Here is a 20,587-nt window from a genome sequence, read left to right on the forward strand (position 1 = left end):
GGTCAGGCGCGCCTTGCGGGACGCTCTGTTTTGAACTTGAGGTAAACTGATTAGCATGTGCGGAATTGTCGGCATCTTGGGGCGCGGTCCGGTCGCGGACCGTCTCATCGATTCACTGAAGCGACTGGAATATCGCGGCTACGACTCAGCGGGCATCGGAACGCTCAAAGGAAACCAAATCGAGCTTCGACGCGCCGAGGGCAAGCTGAGGAACCTTGAGACACGCGTTCAGTGCCATCCGCTCTCAGGCCATGTCGGGATTGGGCACACGCGCTGGGCTACTCATGGCAAGCCGACGGAGCACAATGCTCATCCGCATGCAACGGACAATGTTGCAGTCGTCCATAACGGCATAATCGAGAATTTCCGCGAGCTGCGAGCGGAGCTAAAACAGCATGGCGCCTGTTTCGCCTCTGAAACAGACACCGAGGTGGTGACGCATCTCATCGACTTTTATCTGAAAGATGGCTGCTCGCCGCAGGAGGCAGTAAAAGCGTCCCTGCCGCGGCTAGTCGGCGCGTTTGCGCTTGCAATCCTGTTCAAGGGTCAACACGACCTCATGATCGGTGCGCGCAAGGGCTCACCACTCGCGATCGGGCATGGCGAAGGCGAAATGTATCTCGGATCGGATGCTATCGCGCTCGCGCCCCTTACCGGCTTGATCACCTACCTTGAGGACGGCGATTGGGCTGTGCTCAACCGCAACTTCAGCGTGGTCTACGACGCACAAGGCACAGTTGTCCGCCGGCAGGTGGTGAAATCTGCCGCGTCGTCGGTTGTCGTCGACAAAGCAAACTACCGCCACTTCATGGCGAAGGAAATCCACGAACAGCCAGGGGTGATCGGGCAGACGCTGGCGCATTACGTCGATATCGCCAACGAAAGGGTAGCACTGCCGCAGGAGCTTCCGTTCGACTTCAACGAGATCGGACACATCTCGATCACGGCTTGCGGCACGGCAGGCTACGCCGGCCATATCGGCAAATACTGGTTCGAGCGGCTGGCTCGTATTCCGGTTGAGCTCGATGTCGCCTCCGAATTTCGCTATCGTGAGGCGCCGATGCGCAAGGGAGATCTTGCTATCTTCATCTCGCAGTCCGGCGAGACGGCCGATACGCTGGCCGCGCTCCGCTATGCCAAATCGCAAGGCCTGCATACCGTCTCGATCGTAAATGTACTGAGTTCGACCATTGCGCGCGAAAGCGGGACAGTGTTGCAGACACTCGCCGGACCTGAAATCGGCGTTGCCTCGACCAAGGCGTTCACATGCCAGCTCGTTGTCCTGGCGGCGCTTGCGGTCGCTGCTGGCAAGGCGCGCGGTGAATTGCCGGAGAGCGACGAGGTCGATCTCGTGCGAGCGCTGATCGAAATTCCGCGGCTCGTTACAGCGGCGCTTGCCAGCGAGCCGCAGATCGAGAAGATCGCACGCGACATCGCCAAATCGCGTGACGTGCTATATCTTGGTCGCGGCACGTCGTTTCCACTGGCCTTGGAGGGGGCACTGAAGCTAAAGGAGATCTCCTATATTCACGCCGAGGGTTATGCGGCCGGAGAGCTCAAGCACGGCCCGATCGCCTTGATCGACGAGAACGTTCCCGTAATCGTCATTGCTCCCTACGACCGGGTGTTCGAAAAGACCATCTCGAACATGCAGGAGGTCGCCGCACGCGGCGGCAAGATTCTTTTGATAACGGACGCTCGGGGAGCCGCAGAGGTATCCATGGATTCACTCGCGACAATTGTGCTGCCGGAGATGGGTACGACGTTTACGTCGATTGTCTATGCGATTCCGGTGCAGCTTCTGGCCTACCACACGGCCATCCTGATGGGCACGGACGTCGACCAACCCCGAAATCTCGCGAAATCGGTAACCGTCGAATAAGGCAGGGTGATGCGGCCTGGAAGTGTCGTGGTCAGATTCTGAATGCGCACAAGTCTCGGTCAGATCGAATTACGATGTGCCGCCCGGCTCCTGGCCCGATGCCACAGCATGGTTTGTGCCGGTTCATAGCGCTTGCTTACGGAGGCCGAGACTCATGTGCAAAATCTACGGCCAATCAGGTTACGAGGCTGGTGTGGCGTTGCCTCCGGCAAGCAAGGAGTCGCGTATGACTTATCACGGCATTCCGATTGCTTGGACCTGGTCATAATTCGTGACGAACGTTAGGTTTTTCGTACGGCGTGGAAGCCAGATGAACCTGTTCGATTGATCCAAACGAATGCTCGGTTATCGCTAAGGAGGCTCGCTACGTTCTTCCCCCTCAAAACGGGTTTTGGAGTGCATTAGGACCGCAGCGCCCCTCGAAGTACGAGGCGCGCCTCGCTTCGAAGGACAACGTGACACTTGCCGAGCATGGCGATCGGCGCTATCGGACGGGCTCGATCGCCAGCACGCTCACCAAACGTTTTCCGTCAAACCTCAGGTTAACTTGAGCAACTCGAGGCCAAATCGCTGGACGTCGGGGTGAGATGCTAACGCACCTCGGCCCCAATCGCAGGCTCGCGAGCTGTTCTAGCACGACATCTCACGGAGCTCTTCCCTGCCGCTCGAATGCCATGCATCTCGTCCTTCCTTTTCATTGCATGTCGGTGCGCTCAATGAGCGAATTCGGCCACGCCACAGACAACAACCTTGTCACCGAGAATTGCCCGAGGTTTCAGTAGCTTGAGAGTCACTCCTGCCGTGCGAGCGGAATAACGCCCGAAAAACTGTGCGAGTTTGCGGCAATTGCCGAAAATATGCCGGAAACGTCAGGCGCTTACGGGTTGGTCGATAGTGCCCTGATGGCAGATTCGCGGCCATGAAACTGCACTGGGCTGGCGTGAGATTTTCTCTGGAACCGGCCATTTCAAACCGAGAGGAAACTCGCCATGTCACCAGCGTCCATCGCGCATGCGTCAAATGCCAAATCGCGCATTGGCGCCATCTTACGTGCGACGAGCGGCAACTTCCTCGAGCAGTTCGACTTCTTCTTGTTCGGGTTCTACGCCAGTGCCATCGGAAACGCGTTCTTTCCATCAGGAAGCGAAACCGCTTCACTGCTTAACACCTTCGGTGTGTTCTGGTTGGGGGCCTTGATGCGACCGGTTGGCGCGATTGTGCTTGGAGCCTATATTGACCAGATTGGCCGTCGGCAAGGCCTGATCATCACGCTTTCGATCATGGCTGTTGGCACCGTCATCATCGCCTTTTGTCCCGGCTATGCAACAATCGGCATTGCCGCACCCGCGATCGTGCTGTTCGGACGGCTGTTGCAGGGCTTTTCTGCCGGCGTTGAGGTTGGCGGCGTTTCCGTCTACCTCTCCGAGATTGCCACTCCGGGCAACCGCGGCTTTTACACATCGTTTCAGTCGTCGAGCCAGCAGGTTGCGATCTTTGTCGCGGCTCTTATCGGGTATTTTTTGAGCGAAGCACTTCCGGCCGAAATGGTTGCGGCCTGGGGCTGGCGGATCCCATTCTTCCTTGGCTGCTTGATCGTTCCGCTTATCTTCTTCCTGCGCCGGACGCTGGAGGAAACTCCGGAGTTTCTGGTCATGAAGACCCACCCAACGGCCCGCGAGGTCTTTGCCTCCACAGTTGCGAACTGGCGCATTGTCATTCTCGGCATGATGATCGCGATGCTGACGACCACGACCTTCTATTTCGTCACAGTGTACACGCCTACCTTCGGCAAGCACGTATTGCAGCTGTCCTCGCAGAACACGCTCTTGGTGACGCTTTTGGTCGCCGTGACGAACTTCATCTGGAACCCAATTGGCGGCGCGATTTCTGACAGAATCGGTCGGAAGCCGGTCTTGCTGACCATTGCCGGCCTTGCCCTGGTGACTGTATATCCGGCGTTGTCTTGGCTTGTGACCGACCCAAGCTTTGGCAAGATGCTGGTAGTGGAGATGATGTTCTCGTTCTACTTTGGCACCTATAGCGGCGCCATGTTGGGCGCTTTAGTCGAAATCGTACCGAAGCACGTTCGCACAACCTGCTTTTCTTTGGCCTTCGCACTCGCCGCAGCTCTCTTTGGCACCTTTACCCCGCTCGCATCGACTTGGCTGATCGATCGGACCGACGACAAGGCTTCGCCGGGCTTCTGGTTGATGTTTGCAGCTTTGCTCGGCATTATCGCCGCGCTCACGATTTATCCAGGAAACACCAAGAGAGTTGCGAAGCTGTCGCGACCCGAGCGCTCTAACCGGGCCGTAAGCGCGCAATTTACCACGCATTAGCAGCGCGCCCACGGGGGGACCTTCACGTCCAAGACTGAACTGAGCGGGGTGCGTGGCGGTCCTTGCGGTGATCTCGCGGTGGTCCGCGTGCCACTCTGCGGGTCACGGTTCTTCCTATGCGATGTCGAGCAGTATCGGGACGAGCCGTGGCTGATGTTGACCGGGAATGGCTGAGCACTATCGGCATGCTCGATTCGTTCTGTGGTCGAGCGGCGCGCTGATAATGCTCGCACTTTGCGGCTACTTGAAACACGGCAGAGCTCGCGCGAGGGAGACACATCCCTCGCGCGAGCTCCACGTGCACTGCCAAGCAAACTAAACGGGCAGTCTTAAGGCTGCATGAATACCAGTGGACTGGTGTATCGCAGCTCGCCAAACCTTAGCGAGAGCTCGAAAAGCTTGAATCGTGCCTGGTGCACCGAGCGACGGGCCAATGCATGACCACGACCCAGGCCGGCGCTGGCTCCGCTCGATCAGCCGCGACTTCACGCACCGCTAGTTTGCGCGGATGAGGTACCGCGCGCAAGCTGTGCGAGCTCCGTCTCGAGCGTAGGGTTGCGCTTGAACATGGCGTCGATCAACGCTTGCGCCGGCTGCTCGGCCGCTTCCACCCACGTCGCCTTCTCCGCTCGTGCGGAGGGCGCGAAGACACGCTTGACGACGGTCGGCGACCCCCTCAGACCGCATTTGGCCATGTCATCCACGCCGGCAGTTTGAGCGCTCCATTTTACGATTGAGGCACGGGCCGCACGCAAGGCATCGATCATTGCACCGCGCCGAATTTGATTGCTTGCCTCTAACATGCTGATGAGACAAGGAAGCTTGGAACGCAGCACCTGGAGTCCTCCTTCGCAGCGCCGTTCCGCATCGATCGTGCGTGCTTTGAAGTCCAACGCTTTGATTGTCGAAACATAAGTAAGCTGCTGGACCCCGAGCCTCTTCGCAATGCCAGGTCCCACCTGCGCGGTATCGCCGTCGATAGTCTGCTTGCCAGTGAATATGACGTCTGGTGGGCCATATTCCTTCCCGATGTTGCGAATCGCGCACGCCAGCGCGTAACTCGTCGCCAGCGTATCGGAGCCCGCGAAACTACGATCAGTGAGCAGGACAGCACGATCGGCACCAAATGTCAGCGCCTTTCGGAGAGATTCTTCAGCCGACGGCGGGCCCATTGTGAGAACAGTGATTTCGCCGCCGAACTTGTCTCGTAGCTCGAGCGCAGCTTCCAGTGCGAACAGATCATATGGGTTGATGATTGTCGGCACGCCCTGACGCATGATCGTATTCGTGACAGGATGCACGCGGATTTGTGCGGAGTCGGGGACCTGTTTGATGCAGACGATGCTGTGCATATGCTTCTCCTAAGATGTTGAGCAGGCTCCCCACGAATAGCAACTCTCATACCACCCCAGGCATTTCGCCTATGAGAGACGAATGCAATAGCTGGCGACTGACGGTGAGACCGTTGGGGACTGCGACGGGCTGCGTAAAGCGGACGTGATCTCTCTGATCTGAGCTGCGCCATAAACGGCGCGGCCGCGATCTTGCGCTAGTTCGACACCTAATCACTTCTCATAGGGCGAATACATTGCAAGCGGACGATGACCAGCACCGGCTGACGCGAAGAGGGCTTACACTTCCCGGCATGGCCACCCCCAAGCAGAGCACATCGGTTTCGTATCCGCTTCATGGACCAGAGTACCGCCTCTTGCACGTTCTCCTACCGCGCCCGGGCGAGCGAGAGAGACGCGAGCCCGACTTTTTAATCAGAAACGCTTGATCTCGATACCGTGCCTTCTCAAGGCATAGCCAATCTGGCGCGGCGTCAGTCCAAGCAAGCGCGCCGCCTTGGCCTGTACCCACCCGGACCTTTCCATCGCCGCGACTACACGCTCGCGATCTGTGACCTTGGCGGCACCTATGCTAGGTCGGCCGGGTGGCTCTAGCGGCGTCAGTTCGCTACCGACCGGCTGATCGTGTGCCACAGGATGTGTCGGCGGCATGCTCAGCCTTGTGGGAAGTGAGATTATCGGGCTCGGCTGTCGCGCCACTTGCTCCGGCCCGCACTTCCATAGCGTGGCCGACAGGCATTGCCCGTGCCAGCAGGCAAAATCGTCTCTTCCGATCGATGATCCGTGCGCCAGGGTCGCGGTCCGCTGCACACAGTTCTCCAGCTCGCGGACATTACCGGGAAATCCGCAATTCATAAGAACGTCAACCGCACTTGACTCGAAGACCAGAGCACGGCCGTTCTCATTGTTGAAGTTCTTCAAGAATCGAGTGGCGAGAAGCGGAATATCAGTGCGTCTATCGCGCAGCGGCGGCAGTAGCAGAGGAACCACGCTGATGCGATAATAGAGATCGGCACGAAACTCCTTCCTTGCCACCGCCTCTTCAAGATTCTTATTCGTGGCTGCAATCACGCGGACGTCGACTTTGATCGTCTGATTGCCGCCCACCCGCTCGAACTCCTGCTCCTGAAGTACGCGCAGGAGTTTCGCCTGGAACGAGGCCGAGATCTCGCCAATCTCATCCAGAAACAACGTTCCCTTGTCGGCGAGTTCGAAGCGCCCCTTCCGCGCGTTGAATGCGCCCGTAAACGCCCCCTTCTCGTGACCGAACAATTCGGATTCCAGCACTGTCTCGGTGAGGGCTGCGCAATTCAGCTTGATAAAGGGGCGTTTGGCGCGCGCTGAACGCTCGTGAATAGCCTTCGCGACCAGCTCTTTGCCGGTACCCGATTCGCCACGCAACAGAACGGTGCTATTTGATTTTGCGATCAGCTCGATCTTCTCAAGCATCGCGCGCAGAGCCGGGCTGTCGCCGATAATTCCATCGACTTGGACCTTCTTACGCTCCCACCCATGAGGCTTGAGTTCGGACAGCTGCTTCTGCGGCCGGAACTCCTCGTCCATAGGCCGCCCGCGATCGCGCGCAAAAACGCAATGCAGCTTCGCCGTCTGGCCCACAAGGCTTGCGACCATCGTCAGCACGCGGAGGTCGTCCTCGAGCTGCGCGTGCGTCCCGTTGTCTGCGATGCGGTCGATGCTCAGCGTACCCACAACCTTCTCGTCGATCTCTATGGGAACGCCGATGAACGCAACACACGTATTATCGGCGGCGTCTAGCATCTCGACGTCCGAAGAACTGAAGATCGGCTGCAGCGCTACGTTCTCGACGATGAGCGGCCGCCCCGTCGCCACAATTTGATCAATTGCTCCTTGCGGCAAGCGCCCCCCGCAACGCGCGTCGCGCCCTGCGCTCCGGCCCTCGTCTACGATGATCTGGGGCACCCCGTCATGTTCGAACAGACATACGATGCCGCGCCGCATCTGCACGAGCGATGGCAGACGCTCGATGACGCTCGCCAGCTTGGCTTCGAGCCGGCATAGGCCGGTGAGCGTGTGCGCTATTTCAAAGATCGTGCTTAGCGATTTCTCTTGCGACGGCAGAATAGAAGCGGAAGGGTCCGCAGAAGCGGAAGGGCCCGCGTCGGAGGTTGAGTTTGGTCTTTCGCGCAGGGAAACGCTGTCCAGCATAATGACTTCTCCGTTCCTTTCTTGATCCTCCCCATCACCTCGATCGGACTTGTTGGACTCGTGTTGCATGCCTGCCTCGATCTGACATCCGGTTCTCAGGGCGGGGCGAGAGATGACGCCTCTTCATGGCACGCCGGCAGCACTTACAGTGCTAGATTTGCCGCTTTATTCTTTCCAACTCGCTGCGCGGATTCGCCCCGGCCAACATGGCTTCCACCGATGAAACTCAGTTAGCCGGGTTCAGGGACGAATTCACTCACAAGTGTTGCCCGCCATTGATCGGCACTTCGGCGCCAGTGACATAACTCGCCGCATCTGAACATAGGAAGAAAATGACCTTGGCGACCTCTTCGGGTGTACCCACCCGGCGTAGTGGGATCTTTGGCACAAGATACGCTTCCGTGTCAGGCGACAAAATGTCCGTCTTGATTTCGCCGGGCGCGATCGCATTGACGCGAATGCCATGTGAGGCGTAATCGTGCGCCATTTCGCGCGTGAGACAAGCGAGCGCAGCTTTCGACGTGGCATATGCCGTTCCTGCAAATGGATGCACCCGCGCTCCGGCGATCGAAGTCACATTGACGATCGAGCCTGAAGCCGCTTTTAGCTCATCGAACAGACCCTGAGCGAGCAGGATCGGCGCCACCAGATTGAGGTGAAACACGCTCATCCAGGTATCGACTGAGGTCGCCAGCGACGTAAGCCGGGCACGGTTTGGCGTTTTTGGTGAGTTTCCGGCATTGTTTATCAGTCCCTGCAGCGGTGCGCCGGCAAGGCGCTCCTTTATCTGGGCAATCACGCGCGGTAACGTCCGATGATCGCTCAGGTCGACTTCGATATAGCTATCCCCCTCTGAGTCCCATGGGCAGCGCACCGCCTCGAATGGTTGGCGCGCGCAAGAAATGATGCGCCAACCGGCTTCCGAAAACAATCTTCCCGTGGCGCGACCGATACCGCGCGATGCCCCGGTCAATACCAGCGTTTTCCGCTCACGCAGCGGACGGCCCCCTCCATCGGCGTGAATTGGACCGCGAGCGTCCGTTTCCGACGATTGAGCTGTGACCGCATTGTCATCGGGTAGACCTAGATTCACACGCGACTCCCCTCCGCTCCCCTCGCCTGTGCACCTGGTGCAGGATCCGGGCCAGAGCGATGCAGGGCACAGGTGGCGCGCTTGTAGGACGCAAATGGCAGGTTCCGAACATCTGGCCTGTTTGCTTTTCGACACCAACCACGCAGCAATGGCTGTCGTCGAGCTCCCGGGTGCTGCCCACTGCGTGCGCTAAGCCTTCGAGCCGAGAGGCTGGTGTTTCCATCGCGAGCTGACTGCGTCGTCCTCCATGAGTGGTCTGTGGGTCATGCGGGCTGGACGAGATAGGTAAGCTGCCTTTGGCGGAGATCAGGATTTAATGACCAGTTCGTCCAAGTTGCTCTCGGCCATGGTACGCGCGGCCGCACATGCGGCTCTTGAGCAATATCGACGGGCCGCCGGCCCCGCGGTTCATCCACCTCCGTCCGAAAGGACTCTGCGAGCGGCGCATGAACAAGGCCGTCGTCCAGAAAACGAGCTGACCGTAAAAGGGGTGCCCAGCAAAGGCGATCCATCTACCGGACGCGCCTCCTTGCTGCTGGGACATTCTGACGTGACTGTCTGTTACGTCAGATTTTCCTCGGCGACCCGAACCGCCATTGCCGTGCTTTTCACCGTCTGGCCCGCGATGGCGGATTTGGCCGGTGGATGACAGAACCATAACCTTTCCGCGCGACTCGACTTACACAGGAGGGCCTGAAGCATTGCGGGGCAAGGCCGCCGGTGCCCGCGGGCATTGGCCTTACGCTTCGCAGGCGTTCGCCCTCCCACCGCACCGTGGTGGTGCGCCGGTCAGCCGTCGCTTGCGGGACGGAAGTCGCCATCCACCGATCCTGCGAGACGTTGCGAAACGCGATGGTGTCGAGCCAGCAGTCTCAAACCGATGATGTAGCCCGCCATTCCTCAGGCTCACATTCTGGCGCTTCATGAAGCCGCGAAATGTTCGTATGGGTTATCGATCATGGTCAAGTGCTCCGGCTTGCTCTTGTCGAATTCAATAATCCGTGGCACGAACAGACGGGCATAGCGCGTGAAGGCGCTGGTGGGGGGAAAGCGGATCACTGTAGCGCATCGCGCAAGAAGATACATGTCCATGAGAGCGGAAGCTCCACCTTCAATTCCCATTTCGGCACTATGCAACGGCCCTGCCCGATCGGCCTGGAAACGTTTTGGTACGGCGAAGACATCGGGAAACAGACCCGATAGGCGATCGAGCACCTGTGCACTGTCCGTGCACAGGAAGACCTTTACAGGCTTTGGATATGGCAAAGCCTTGGCTTTACGGATTGCCATGCAGACCTGACGGAGGGCGAGCTCCGAATCGGCCCAGTACGGAGCATGCTCCATGATATCTTCGCCATTGCCGTGCCGAACATGAACGCCAATGATGCTATGGCCGCTAAAGTGTTCCTCATACAAGGCGTCGATCCGCGCTTGAATCTCAGACCTGAGCTTGATGTTCCGAAAGATCAGTCGTTCGGCTTCCTCGCCACAACGCCACATCAGGCAGGCGTCACAGACAATGGTGTTGGCTTCGTTATCTTCTCTTGCCTGGAACAGCTCGGTCAGTTCGTCACGTTCTTTGAAGATCTGCTCATCCGGACGATGGATGCAGTCGATCGACGGCCTATTCCACCACCGCGGGAAGAACGGTCCGGGAAACGAGAGCTGGTTGATCCGGTCATCGCAAATCACCGGCACCCCAGCGATGTCCTCAAGCGGCTCGAAGAACACCGGAAAGGCGTTGCTGAACGGTTGGTCGATGTAGCAGGAACCGCGCCAGTCAACGACGAGCGTCCGCCCGGTCCGCTGCGCGTACGACCATGCTGACGCCAGCGACCAGAGGCAGTCACCAAAGCCGGTACGCCTGCGCGAAATAACAAAGCGTTCCTTCGTCAAGTTATAAACCCTTCTCGTTGCGCAAGATTAGTTTTGTGTGGCGCACCAACTCTTGCGATTCCGATCCACGCCAATGGACGGCTGGTCACCTCGACGCAAGGCGATCAACCCGCAAGCCCTCCTCCACGGCACCGCGATTGGCAGGTCATGCAAGAGCGTCCAAGGAGCCCTCTTCCGCATTGCCCACCTTTTACGACCGCGCAGTCTGTGACGGATGCAGCCGAATACGGCGCAGATCCCAGAGCCCGCGCAGTTCGTTCACGAGCGCTTCTCGCCTAGTCCTGTCAGAGGTGACCCTGGCGAGAAGATCGGCAAGAACAGCTTCCTTCTCAATCTGCATCAGCATGTCGAACAGGTCATGCGAGACGCGCACGCTGTCCTGGGTGGAATGACCCATGCGGATCTCGCAGACTGTCTCCTGGCGTTCTCGGCCCGCATGAGCGCGAACCCGGTAAAGAGATACATGGGGCGGCAGTGATACGGCGAGTGCAGTCCAGCTTTCGAGCGTTGTTGCCCGCTTCTTGACGAGGAATGACCCGACTACAAGACCATCCAGCTCGGTCGATAAAAACGCCGTAATCGCATCGGCAACGGAATCTACGATCGGTTCGGCATTGTTGTTGAAGGACGTATTAAGCAGAATCGGGACGCCTGTCCGGCTCTTGAACGAATTGATGAGTTCCCAATAGGCGGCATTGTTCGTGCGGGAAACCGTCTGCAGCCGAGCCGTACCATCGATATGCGTGATCGCGCCTAGCAAAGCACGCTTGGATTCGTGCACGCGAACGACGAAATTCATGAAGGGATATTCTGCGCGACCATGCGGCAACTCAAAGAACGCGCCCGCATCCTCCTCCAGAACCGATGGCGCAAATGGTCGATAACTCTCGCGCTTCTTGACCATCGCATTGATCCGGTCCTTGTTCGCCGCGGGTCTCGGGTCTGCAAGAATACTGCGGTTGCCGAGCGCGCGAGGGCCGAACTCCGATCGGCCCTGTACCCAGCCGATCACGGCGCCATCAGCCATCCACTCGGCTGCTCTGGTTGCGACGTCAGCGGTCCGTTCAATCTCCAGGTGTGCAGCCCATCCCTTCAGTTCCTGTTCGATGCTGTCGTCGCTGCCGACATCTGGCCCCCAATAAACCGCCTGTAGTCGCTCGCGGGGCGCAGGCTGCCCGGCCTCGTTCGACACCATCAGTGCCGCGCCCAATGCGCATCCGGCGTCATGCGCAGCCGGCTGCACGAAGATGTCTTCGAACAGGCCTGAATACAGGAGTTTTCCGTTCAGCGTGCAGTTGTGAGCCACCCCGCCAGCCAGGCACAACCGTTTCATTCCAGTCGACTCACGGTAATGCCGAAGAATGTGAAACACGATCTGCTCCAGCGCCTCCTGCAACGATGCGCTCACATCTCGATGCTGTTGCGTGAACGGCATTCCCTTTCGCCGGACCTCAATATTGCGCAGCAGTGCCGGACCGATACGGTCGAGGTGAACGCGGTAGCCACCGTTTGCGGAGAGCTCATAGAATTGGGAAAAGAGCTCGCGATAGCGTGCGGGATCTCCGTAAGGAGCCAGCCCCATAACCTTATACTCGTCGAACAGGCCGTAGCCGAGATATCGGATCGTCTCCAGATAGAACAGTCCGAGAGAGTTATTCTCTGGAAAGGTCATAAGCTCGGTCATTTCGGTGCCCGACCCGACCGCCAACAGACCCGACAGGAAGTCGCCACAACCGTCGATCGCGAGGACCAGGCTTTCTTCAAAACCCGACATCGCCAGAGCGCTCACGGCGTGGGCCTGATGGTGGCCTACGAATGACACCCGCGAAGGATCAACTTGGGTACCGAACTCCGTGGCTAGAAGGTGCCGTAACAGCAGATTGGCATCTAGCGGAATTGAGATTTCCGGTTGTGAGATGAACAACCGTTCGAGCATCGCATTGCAATAGGCTTCAGTAGCGTAGAACGCAATACGATCGACGTCGCGAAGCTCCACACCCGCGGCTGCAAGACAGTATTCAATCGCACTGCTCGGGAGCTTGTTTGAATGTTTGATCCGGTTGAGGCGCTCCTCTTCCACGGCAGCGAGCACGCGCCCGTCCTTGACAAGTACCGCGGCGCCGTCGTGCAGAAACGTGTTCGGTAGTCCGAGGGGGTTTTCATAGACCCTGTCGAGGCCGCCACTCAATCCTAGACACAGCATCTTGTTCTCCGTTAATCCTGAGAGGCCTGTTGGCCTATTTCGTATCGCTTGCTTTGGGAGTAGGCCGCACGTCGCCGCGGGGCCGATCAGGCATCGCTAGCGTGACGAGACTCACATAAGCGTCGCACGCATCGGCAGTTCGTTACGCCCGATATCGCATCTCGCACACGCGATGCTTCGCTTTAGGTCTTGTTCCTCTCACCGCATCAGGCGCTGCCGAAGCAGCACGGCCGAGACGAGGAAGGGAAATGCCGCGTAGATGCAAAGTGCGCCCACATGCAATCCGACGCTGTCGACCGGCCGACCGAGCATTGCCGGACGAATGAGATCGACCGAATGAGTCAGCGGCAATAAGGCCGCGATGCGTTGAAATGAACCGGGCAACTGGCTCATTGGGAAGATGGTCCCGCTCAAATACATCATGGGCGTGAGAATAAGCGACTGGTAGAAGATGAAATAGTCGTGGCTTGGTGCAAGGGCTGAAACGACCATTGCGAGGCTCGCGAAAGTCACGCCAGTGAGGGCGATGGCTGGTAACGCATAGGGGATGGATGACCACTCTGCGTAACCCAGCGCGACGGCGACAATCGTGATCGCTGTCCCGGCGAGCAAGGCCTTGCTCGCTGCCCACGCCACTTCACCGAGAACAATGTCGCCGAGCGTAAGGGGCGTACAGAGCACTGCCTCCCACGTGCAATTTGTCTGCATGCGAGCATAAGCCGCATAGATCGTTTCGAAGGTTGCGGAGACCATCGCGCTTGTGGCGACCATGCCAGCCGCCAAAAACGAGATGTATGAGGTCCCCTCAACACCACCTATGATCATTCCAAGGCCAAACCCGAGACCGAACAGAGAGCTCATCGGCTCGGCCAGATTCCCAAGAATCGATGCCAGAGCGACTTTCCGCCAGACCAAAAAATTGCGGCGCCATACCGCGATCCAGTTCCATGGATTAGCAGGGAGCGCCGGCGCAAAACGTTGCCACATCGTTCAGTCCTTTATCTCTCGCCCGGTTAGCCGCAAGAAGACATCCTCCAGATTTGGAGGACGCTGCAGAAAGCGCAGATCCGTGCGGTTGGCAAGCCGGAGGCGCACCTGCTCTGGATCCGTGACATAGCAGAAGAGCGTCTCCCCGCTCACCTCAGCGCGCTGCACTTGGGGTCTGACCAGCGGCAGCAGTTCATGCGGATTACCGCCGTAAATCTCGATCACTTGGCAGCCGATCTGCTGCTCGATCAGCGCGTGAGGCTGACCTTCGGCGATCTTACGGCCGTGCTCAAGCACGCACAGGCGGTCGCACAATCGCTCCGCCTCTTCCATGAAGTGGGTGGTGAGAAGGATCGTTTTGCCGCGCGCTAATAGCGAGCGCAAGCGTTCCCAGATCAGGTGACGGCCGTGCGGATCAAGGCCGGTCGTCGGCTCATCAAGCACCAAGAGCTGCGGGTCGTTAATGAGGGCCCGTGCCAACGTCAGGCGTCGCCTCATGCCGCCGGACAGTTCGGAGACGCGGGCATCCGCCTTGTTCTCCAGGCGCGCGAATTCGAGCAGTGACGGCGTGACCGCTTTCACCTCAGCCGCGCTCATGGCGAAGTAGCGCCCGAAAACGAGCAAGTTTTCGCGCACCGTGAGCTGAAGATCAAGGTTATCGAACTGTGGGACAACCCCGATCCCCCGGCGCGCCAAGCGCGCCCTTGCCGGCACTGGCTCGCCGAGCACGCATATCTTACCTGCGTCGGGCGATGCAACGCCCAGGATCAAACGTGCAAGCGTGCTTTTACCCGCGCCATTTGGTCCCAGCAGACCGAAGCACTCTCCCGGCGAGACCGTAAACGAAAGAGCGTCCACGACGACCCTGTCGTCATAGAACTTGCTCACCTGGAAAAGGTCGACTGCCGCGGTTGACATTTGCTTACGCTATCGCGACGGACGTTGTTCGCGCCGCTTCCTCGCTTGCGCGCTTTTTTGTCCAAAGCAGGCCGTCACACCATACGTGATCGACGCCTCCCCACTCGCACGCGGCGGCAGCATCCGGGAAAAAGCCGCGTCCATGCAGATTGGCGCTGGTATTGCAAAGCAGCGGAATGGCTGTGAGCTTCTCGTATTCGACGAGAAGCTCGGCCACTTTATGCTGAGAGGTTCTGGAAACGGTCTGTAGACGAGCAGATCCATCGAGATGCACGACGGCGGGAATTTTGTCCCGCCATTCCGGTCGCGTCTGGTGATCGAACAGCATGTACGGATCGGGTATTCCAGGGCTAAAAATCTCCGCCGCACGATCCTCCAGGCATATCGGCGCTACCGGCCTGAAATGCTCACGAAGTTTGATGTCGTTGAGATGATCTTTCATTCCTTCCCAGCTCGCAGCCGCGAGAATGCTTCTGCCACCCAAGGCTCGTGGTCCGAGCTCGGCACGCCCGGCAAGGAAGACCACGGGCTTGTCGCAAGCGAGGATTGCCGCAAGTTCACGCATAGTGCAGGGCGCGCCCTCCCATTCGGGCGGGACTTCGCTGGGACGCACCGCCGGTCCACTGTAGACCGACCATTCCAGAGCTCTAAAGCCTTGCTGTGCCGCCAATGCAGAGCAAGCAGCACCAATGGCTGAGCCGCTGTCGTTCGGAAAGGGCGGCACCCACACGACATCGAACAGGCCGGTCGCACGAAATGCACTATTCCACTTAATATTCAGGCCACAACCGCCGGCTATGCAGAGGTTACGCGCCCCCGCAAGATCCGAATACCGCTCCACAACATCAGCAATGGTGCGAACCAGCAGACGCTCTAGAAAGACGTGAAATGACGCAAGGACGTCTTCGGCTTGCTTTTCCTTCAATCGCATTGCGCACGCGTCGAAGAAGTCGTGCAGAGCTTCAAGCGGCGCTTGTGAGCTGTTGATCTCTCCAAGATCAGGACAAGCGCCCTCAGCATCCGTGGCAAAGTGCGCCTCATAAAGTTCATGAAACGTCTTAATACTGTCCTCGTCGGGCGATCCCAGCGCGATATAGGCCATCAGCTTGCCGGCAATACCGAGATCCCAGCTGGTGCGGTCTGCCCGCCTGTAAGGTCCAAAGTGATGTCCTGCCGTCGCATAGGCGTGACCTATCATCGGAAACAGGCACTCGATGAACCGGATGCCATGGGGCTCGACATAGTAGAGGCGTGGAAACATGCAGCCGTCCCACACCAAGCAGAAAGCAGATTGCGCGGATTTGGCAAACGAGCTGGCGCAATATGCGGATGCTACGTGCCCGGTGACATGGGGATAGCTTTGATAGGGATATAGCTTCCCATCAAGCATGAGGCCGATGCCATCGCGGGACGTCAGGGGGCTATCGCCTAGCCGTTCGACATACGGCGCGCCCTTGAGCTTGATGGTCGTCGTCCCACTAAGGACTTCAAACTGCGACTCGAACTCTCCATCCCAGCCATCAATAACGAACTGATCAACATCGCTCGGATGCAGCCCGTGCTCCGCCAAGGCGCTAACAACGGCATCCAGGTTGTCGATGGTTTGATAACGCGGATTGTTGTTCAGCTTCTCCTGTTCGACACAAAACACCACCCGGCCGTGCTCGATCAGAGCGACTGCCCCGTCATGCGTCAGCTTGATACCGCAGATACGCATAGTGGCTCCTTTCAAGCTCGGCCGTTAGGACGGATCGAAGATCGCTCCGGATTGCGAAAGCGGACCAACAAGCAGTCTTCGTCAGCCGACTGCCCCTGGCACTGCACGCGTTCGACCTCGATGAGCGCTTCAGTCAAGATCGTGATGACTGTCTCGGCGCCAGCGACATGCCCCCATCGCCTGCAGGTGGCATCACGTGCAGATCCGAAGACCAGATGCCCACCTGGAGCAAGCATCTTCACTATTTTGTCGATTGCGGTACGCATCCGTGTCATGTCTTCGAGATAGTAGAGAACTTCGGCGACCACGATCAGATCGAACAGCTCTTCGGTCGAGAACTGCAGAATATCGCTCGCCGCCCAGCTGATATGCGACCACCTCTTGGTCCGCTGGACCGCTCGACCGATCGCTCGCGGCATAACATCGATGACCGTGAGCCGTTTGCAGTGAGGAGCAAGCTTCTCTGTGAATGCACCGGCCGCGCACCCGATCTCGAGCCCGGTTGAGACGGCGCCGTTCGACAGCGATAGCCGTAGCAATTGGGTGTGACGCTCACGTTCGAACGGATTGTCGTCAAGCCGCCACGGGTCATCGTTAGTCAGCTCCCGTTGCAACGATTGATATGTCTTGTCCACGCTCACCACTAAATGCCCCTATAAAGCTGTCAGTCAGTCTCGGCCGCAATGCCATCAGACGCGGTCAGCTGCGAGGGAGCGCGCGAAAGACCGGCCCCGCGAATTGAGCCGGGCGTTTCCGATACCGGGTTAAGGCTTGGTCCAGTTGTCGCGTCTTCGATCGAGGCCTTCGATTCGTCAACGTGTGATGATTTCGCTACTTTGCGCGAGAGCCAGTCGCTGTTGCTCAAGGTACAGAGCGCATAGGCTTTCATCGGGAGCAGGAGGAAGATGTTGATCGGGGTGTGGAGCGAGAAGCCGATAAATCGAAGCTCGCCGGCACGAAGGGCCGCCACGCCGCATCGAATCATGGTCATCGCGACGATGGTCAGACCGGTCCACCAGGGCACGGTGCCGGTGAGCGCGAGCTGAGCGAGCGCGGCAATCGATGAGATGGCGAGCAGCAGCGGCCCGAGGTTCTGTCCGAGCACGTCGAGCGTAAGGTACCGGTCCAGGGCGGGCAACAGGTGCAAACCCAGCAGCGTGTCGCGGTAAGTGCTCCGCGCCCAGCGGAGCTGTTGCCGCAGATACGGCAAGAGCCTGTCCGGGACCACCGTGGCGGCGATGGCGTCCGGAACGTACTCGGTTCGAAACCCTGCCTTGAGCATGAGGATGGTTAGATGGCGGTCCTCACCGAAGTCGCTCGGCTTTCCCCGGAAGAACTGCGTCTCGTACTGGTCCAGCAGCAACAGCAGCGCGGAGCGGCGGTACATGGCACACGGCCCGCAGCAGCACATGACGGCACCAAAGCGCGTCTGCGCCGCGCGCTCCTCGTTGCAAGCCAACCAGTACTCCATGTCGATCAATCGGGTCAGCCAGCTGTCGTTCCGGTTGCTGGCTGTCAATTGCCCCATGGCCGCGCCGACGGCTGGATCCTGCATCTTGCGTACGAGTTTGCTGACCACGTCGCTGGCGATTTCCGTGTCGGAATCAACATTGAGCACGAGATCGCCGAACGACCGGCGTATCGCTGCGATCTGCGCCTTACGCTTTCCAACGTTGCTCGGCAGCAGAATGACGTTGAACCTCGGGTCATATGCGTAGCTCCCATGGACCGGGGCCACTGCAGCGACATTTGCCGAGCCGTCATCGACCACATAGACCTGCAATCGCCCTGGGTAGTCCTGGCTTGCGAGAGACTTCAGGCAGGCCGCCAGCGTGCGCGGGTCCTCGTTGAAGCAGGGCACGATGACATCCACGCTGGGCAGAGCACCGGTGTCGACCGGGTCGTACGGCGGCAGTGAGGCGTCGGTTCGCAGCGCATAAAGCGCCTGCGCGCTCTTATGAACGCTGGAGAGCAACGCGTAGGAGGCAACAGCAACGGTGCTGATGGTGGCAAGCAGGCTCATGGGAATTGATCTATTCAGTGAGTTTGAGGAATCGACCGGATTGCAAATCCACGGTCATGCAGTGCTGGAATGAGCTGGGCGAGCGCCGTCACAGTCTGGTCGCGCCGACCAGAGTGAGGGCAGCGTTCCAACTCGTCGGGAGGGCACCCGTCGTGCAGGAGCACGATGGCCCCCGGCCGGACCGAGGCTAGCACCGCGGCAACAATCGCCTCGGCGCCAGGACGAGACCAGTCTTGCGGGTCGACTGACCAGTGCAGGGCTGCCAGTTCGGCCTTCGCCGACGCGGCGAGGGCCTCCTTGGTCCAAGTCCCATACGGCGCACGCATGTGCCGCACAGAGGCTCGGGGGCAGGCCATTCCGATCATCTTGTTCGTCGTGAGGATCTCGTATTCCACCTCATCCGGCATGCATTTGGATAAATCCGGGTGCGTCATTGTGTGGTTTGCGATTTCGTGCCCTTCTGCAATGATGCGCTGGATCAGCTCCGGCTGACCCGCTGCATATGCACCGATCACGCAGAAGGTGGCGGGGGCCCGATGCTGCGCCAGCACATCCAGGATGGCCGGCGTGCAATGCGGGTTGGGCCCATCATCAAATGTCAGATAGACGCAGTGCTCTCCGTCGGAGTAGTCGCTCCGCGCTTCAGTCTCGTCGTCTACGGACGTCACAGTTCCGGCCCGTTTCGTTCAATCATCTCACCGGCCGGCCATTCGCTCATTGGCCTCGCAATCGGCAGAACGAGGACGACCACGTCCTCCACGCGCGTCGGAGGCACAGTGAGATAGATATCCGAACGAGTGGACCGGACACTGAGCCCTGGCAAAACAGTCGCCAATCCCTGTCGCCCGAGCAGCCGGGTAATATGTTTCTGCAGGGCGGATCGGACCGTGCCAAAGCCGAATGGCACCCCAAGATCTCGCAATACCGGATACATCACGCGGATAGAGTGGCTGATGCCGAGCCCCTCGAGATCCGGGCGTACCCCGTACAATCCGAGTTCAGCCACAAGCAGATCGACCTCACCAACTTTTATGAAGCGGCGCAGTGCGCCGATGTGAATCGCGACGCCACGATCATCATAGCCGATTGCCCGAATCTCAGGCCTTGCGCCGGCCCAGCTTCGATGATCTTCAAAGGGCTTTGCATTGAATGCCCCGGTCGGACCATAGGTCTTCCGGAAGAAGTCGGACAATTCAATATGGTCAGCAAGTTGAAGCTCATTCTCCCAGCACAGCCTCCAACGAACTGGAGGGCGCGCCGAAACGCCTCGTCTGGATTCGGGCGCGATCATTTTCATAGAGAGAAATTCCTATTCATTATCTGACTCCTGACGCAGGCCAGCAGTTCGCTACGCTGGAAAGGCTTGCTCAAGAACTGGAGTCCAGCTTGCAGAACTCGCCTCATATCCTCTTCGGAGTTGTCTGTGAGCAGAACGGTGGGAAGCGCGCCTCCGGATGCAGCAAGATGATGGAAAAGCTCAAAGCCACTCATCCCGCTCGGCTGCATGTCCGCGATCAAGCACGACGTGATCAAACGGCGGCCCGATTTTAAGAACTCGTCTGCGCTCTCGAAGGGTTCGGGTACGTAACCCGCGGAAAACACCATATCTGTCAGAGCTTCACGCACTGACCGATCTGCATTCACAATGGATACGACGTCGAGCGTGTGCGCAACTCGCATCAGATTCGCCAGGGACGCCTTCGCTTGCATGTTCCGCACGATTTCTCCGCAGCAAGGACGCAATCGGATGCGACCAAAACACATTTGGCACCCGCAACCGAAGGGGTCCAACTGGAGGGAAATCTACGGCCAGGTTGAGCGTTCGCTCAATTCTACGGCGGTACACGGCCGGTATAGAATGGGTTGGCGAAGGCATACGATGGTTTGCTCGTCCTATACGCCCACGCACATCTGCGGATCCCCACCGTGCTAGCTCGCCGAGATATGACTTGCGCAACACGCGCGAAACTGCGACCGCACGGTCCAGATG

The 20,587-nt window shown here is 58.8% G+C and carries 15 protein-coding genes; 2 read left to right on the top strand and 13 right to left on the bottom strand.

Annotated elements, in window-relative coordinates; genetic code table 11:
* Positions 1 to 55 precede the first annotated feature (55 nt).
* Together glmS and IVA87_RS07465 are read left to right on the top strand one after the other, a co-directional pair.
* Positions 56 to 1,882 carry a glutamine--fructose-6-phosphate transaminase (isomerizing) gene (gene glmS, locus IVA87_RS07460; protein WP_247333167.1) on the top strand — a complete coding sequence of 609 codons (1,827 nt, stop codon included), beginning with the start codon at positions 56 to 58 and terminating at the stop codon, positions 1,880 to 1,882.
* Between the two features lie 989 nt (positions 1,883 to 2,871).
* Positions 2,872 to 4,221, top strand: a complete 1,350-nt coding sequence (locus tag IVA87_RS07465; protein ID WP_247281320.1) for an MFS transporter — start codon at positions 2,872 to 2,874, stop codon at positions 4,219 to 4,221.
* A gap of 485 nt (positions 4,222 to 4,706) precedes the next feature.
* Here IVA87_RS07465 and IVA87_RS07470 read toward each other — a convergent pair whose 3' ends face one another.
* The 13 genes from IVA87_RS07470 to IVA87_RS07530 all read right to left on the bottom strand — a co-directional run bounded on the left by IVA87_RS07470 (position 4,707) and on the right by IVA87_RS07530 (position 20,307).
* Entirely contained in the window at positions 4,707 to 5,573 is an 867-nt protein-coding gene (locus tag IVA87_RS07470; protein ID WP_247333168.1) for an electron transfer flavoprotein subunit beta/FixA family protein, read from the bottom strand.
* Between the two features lie 414 nt (positions 5,574 to 5,987).
* Positions 5,988 to 7,760 (bottom strand): nif-specific transcriptional activator NifA, encoded by a 1,773-nt coding sequence (gene nifA / locus IVA87_RS07475; RefSeq protein WP_247333169.1) that lies wholly within the window; start codon positions 7,758 to 7,760, stop codon positions 5,988 to 5,990.
* Between the two features lie 256 nt (positions 7,761 to 8,016).
* Complete coding sequence (locus IVA87_RS07480; RefSeq protein ID WP_247333279.1) at positions 8,017 to 8,784, bottom strand: SDR family oxidoreductase; 768 nt, start codon at positions 8,782 to 8,784, stop codon at positions 8,017 to 8,019.
* Between the two features lie 990 nt (positions 8,785 to 9,774).
* Positions 9,775 to 10,749: a nodulation protein NodZ gene (locus IVA87_RS07485; RefSeq protein ID WP_247333170.1), complete on the bottom strand. Its 975-nt coding sequence runs from the start codon at positions 10,747 to 10,749 to the stop codon at positions 9,775 to 9,777.
* A 190-nt stretch (positions 10,750 to 10,939) separates the two neighbouring features.
* On the bottom strand, positions 10,940 to 12,952 hold the full coding sequence (locus IVA87_RS07490; protein WP_247333171.1) for a carbamoyltransferase: 2,013 nt from the start codon (positions 12,950 to 12,952) through the stop codon (positions 10,940 to 10,942).
* A gap of 198 nt (positions 12,953 to 13,150) precedes the next feature.
* A complete protein-coding gene (locus IVA87_RS07495) occupies positions 13,151 to 13,939 on the bottom strand; it encodes an ABC transporter permease (RefSeq protein ID WP_247311328.1) in 789 nt (262 codons plus the stop codon).
* A 3-nt stretch (positions 13,940 to 13,942) separates the two neighbouring features.
* A complete protein-coding gene (gene nodI, locus IVA87_RS07500; RefSeq protein ID WP_247333172.1) occupies positions 13,943 to 14,857 on the bottom strand; it encodes a nodulation factor ABC transporter ATP-binding protein NodI in 915 nt (304 codons plus the stop codon).
* Between the two features lie 4 nt (positions 14,858 to 14,861).
* Complete coding sequence (nodU, locus tag IVA87_RS07505; RefSeq protein ID WP_247333173.1) at positions 14,862 to 16,574, bottom strand: nodulation protein NodU; 1,713 nt, start codon at positions 16,572 to 16,574, stop codon at positions 14,862 to 14,864.
* An 11-nt stretch (positions 16,575 to 16,585) separates the two neighbouring features.
* Positions 16,586 to 17,215 carry a nodulation methyltransferase NodS gene (gene nodS, locus IVA87_RS07510; RefSeq protein WP_247333174.1) on the bottom strand — a complete coding sequence of 210 codons (630 nt, stop codon included), beginning with the start codon at positions 17,213 to 17,215 and terminating at the stop codon, positions 16,586 to 16,588.
* Between the two features lie 23 nt (positions 17,216 to 17,238).
* A complete protein-coding gene (nodC, locus tag IVA87_RS07515) occupies positions 17,239 to 18,597 on the bottom strand; it encodes a chitooligosaccharide synthase NodC (protein ID WP_247333175.1) in 1,359 nt (452 codons plus the stop codon).
* 14 nt (positions 18,598 to 18,611) lie between these two features.
* The gene (nodB, locus tag IVA87_RS07520; RefSeq protein WP_247333177.1) at positions 18,612 to 19,265 is read right to left on the bottom strand and encodes a chitooligosaccharide deacetylase NodB; all 654 of its coding nucleotides are present in this window, start codon (positions 19,263 to 19,265) and stop codon (positions 18,612 to 18,614) included.
* A complete protein-coding gene (locus IVA87_RS07525) occupies positions 19,262 to 19,894 on the bottom strand; it encodes a NodA family N-acyltransferase (RefSeq protein ID WP_247333179.1) in 633 nt (210 codons plus the stop codon). The genes nodB and IVA87_RS07525 overlap by 4 nt, the downstream gene beginning before the upstream one ends.
* Positions 19,891 to 20,307: a response regulator gene (locus IVA87_RS07530; RefSeq protein WP_247333280.1), complete on the bottom strand. Its 417-nt coding sequence runs from the start codon at positions 20,305 to 20,307 to the stop codon at positions 19,891 to 19,893. The genes IVA87_RS07525 and IVA87_RS07530 overlap by 4 nt, the downstream gene beginning before the upstream one ends.
* Positions 20,308 to 20,587 lie beyond the last annotated feature (280 nt).

The organism is Bradyrhizobium sp. 147, from assembly GCF_023073935.1.
Classification (GTDB): domain Bacteria; phylum Pseudomonadota; class Alphaproteobacteria; order Rhizobiales; family Xanthobacteraceae; genus Bradyrhizobium.

What these genes read in the sequence shown, in the direction of transcription:
- glmS (WP_247333167.1), top strand. Translation starts at nt 56, where the DNA reads ATGTGCGGAATTGTCGGCATCTTGGGGCGCGGTCCGGTCGCGGACCGT.
- IVA87_RS07465 (WP_247281320.1), top strand. Translation starts at nt 2,872, where the DNA reads ATGTCACCAGCGTCCATCGCGCATGCGTCAAATGCCAAATCGCGCATT.
- IVA87_RS07470 (WP_247333168.1), bottom strand. Translation starts at nt 5,573, where the DNA reads ATGCACAGCATCGTCTGCATCAAACAGGTCCCCGACTCCGCACAAATC.
- nifA (WP_247333169.1), bottom strand. Translation starts at nt 7,760, where the DNA reads ATGCTGGACAGCGTTTCCCTGCGCGAAAGACCAAACTCAACCTCCGAC.
- IVA87_RS07490 (WP_247333171.1), bottom strand. Translation starts at nt 12,952, where the DNA reads ATGCTGTGTCTAGGATTGAGTGGCGGCCTCGACAGGGTCTATGAAAAC.
- IVA87_RS07495 (WP_247311328.1), bottom strand. Translation starts at nt 13,939, where the DNA reads ATGTGGCAACGTTTTGCGCCGGCGCTCCCTGCTAATCCATGGAACTGG.
- nodI (WP_247333172.1), bottom strand. Translation starts at nt 14,857, where the DNA reads ATGTCAACCGCGGCAGTCGACCTTTTCCAGGTGAGCAAGTTCTATGAC.
- nodU (WP_247333173.1), bottom strand. Translation starts at nt 16,574, where the DNA reads ATGCGTATCTGCGGTATCAAGCTGACGCATGACGGGGCAGTCGCTCTG.
- nodC (WP_247333175.1), bottom strand. Translation starts at nt 18,597, where the DNA reads ATGAGCCTGCTTGCCACCATCAGCACCGTTGCTGTTGCCTCCTACGCG.
- IVA87_RS07525 (WP_247333179.1), bottom strand. Translation starts at nt 19,894, where the DNA reads ATGAAAATGATCGCGCCCGAATCCAGACGAGGCGTTTCGGCGCGCCCT.
- IVA87_RS07530 (WP_247333280.1), bottom strand. Translation starts at nt 20,307, where the DNA reads ATGCAAGCGAAGGCGTCCCTGGCGAATCTGATGCGAGTTGCGCACACG.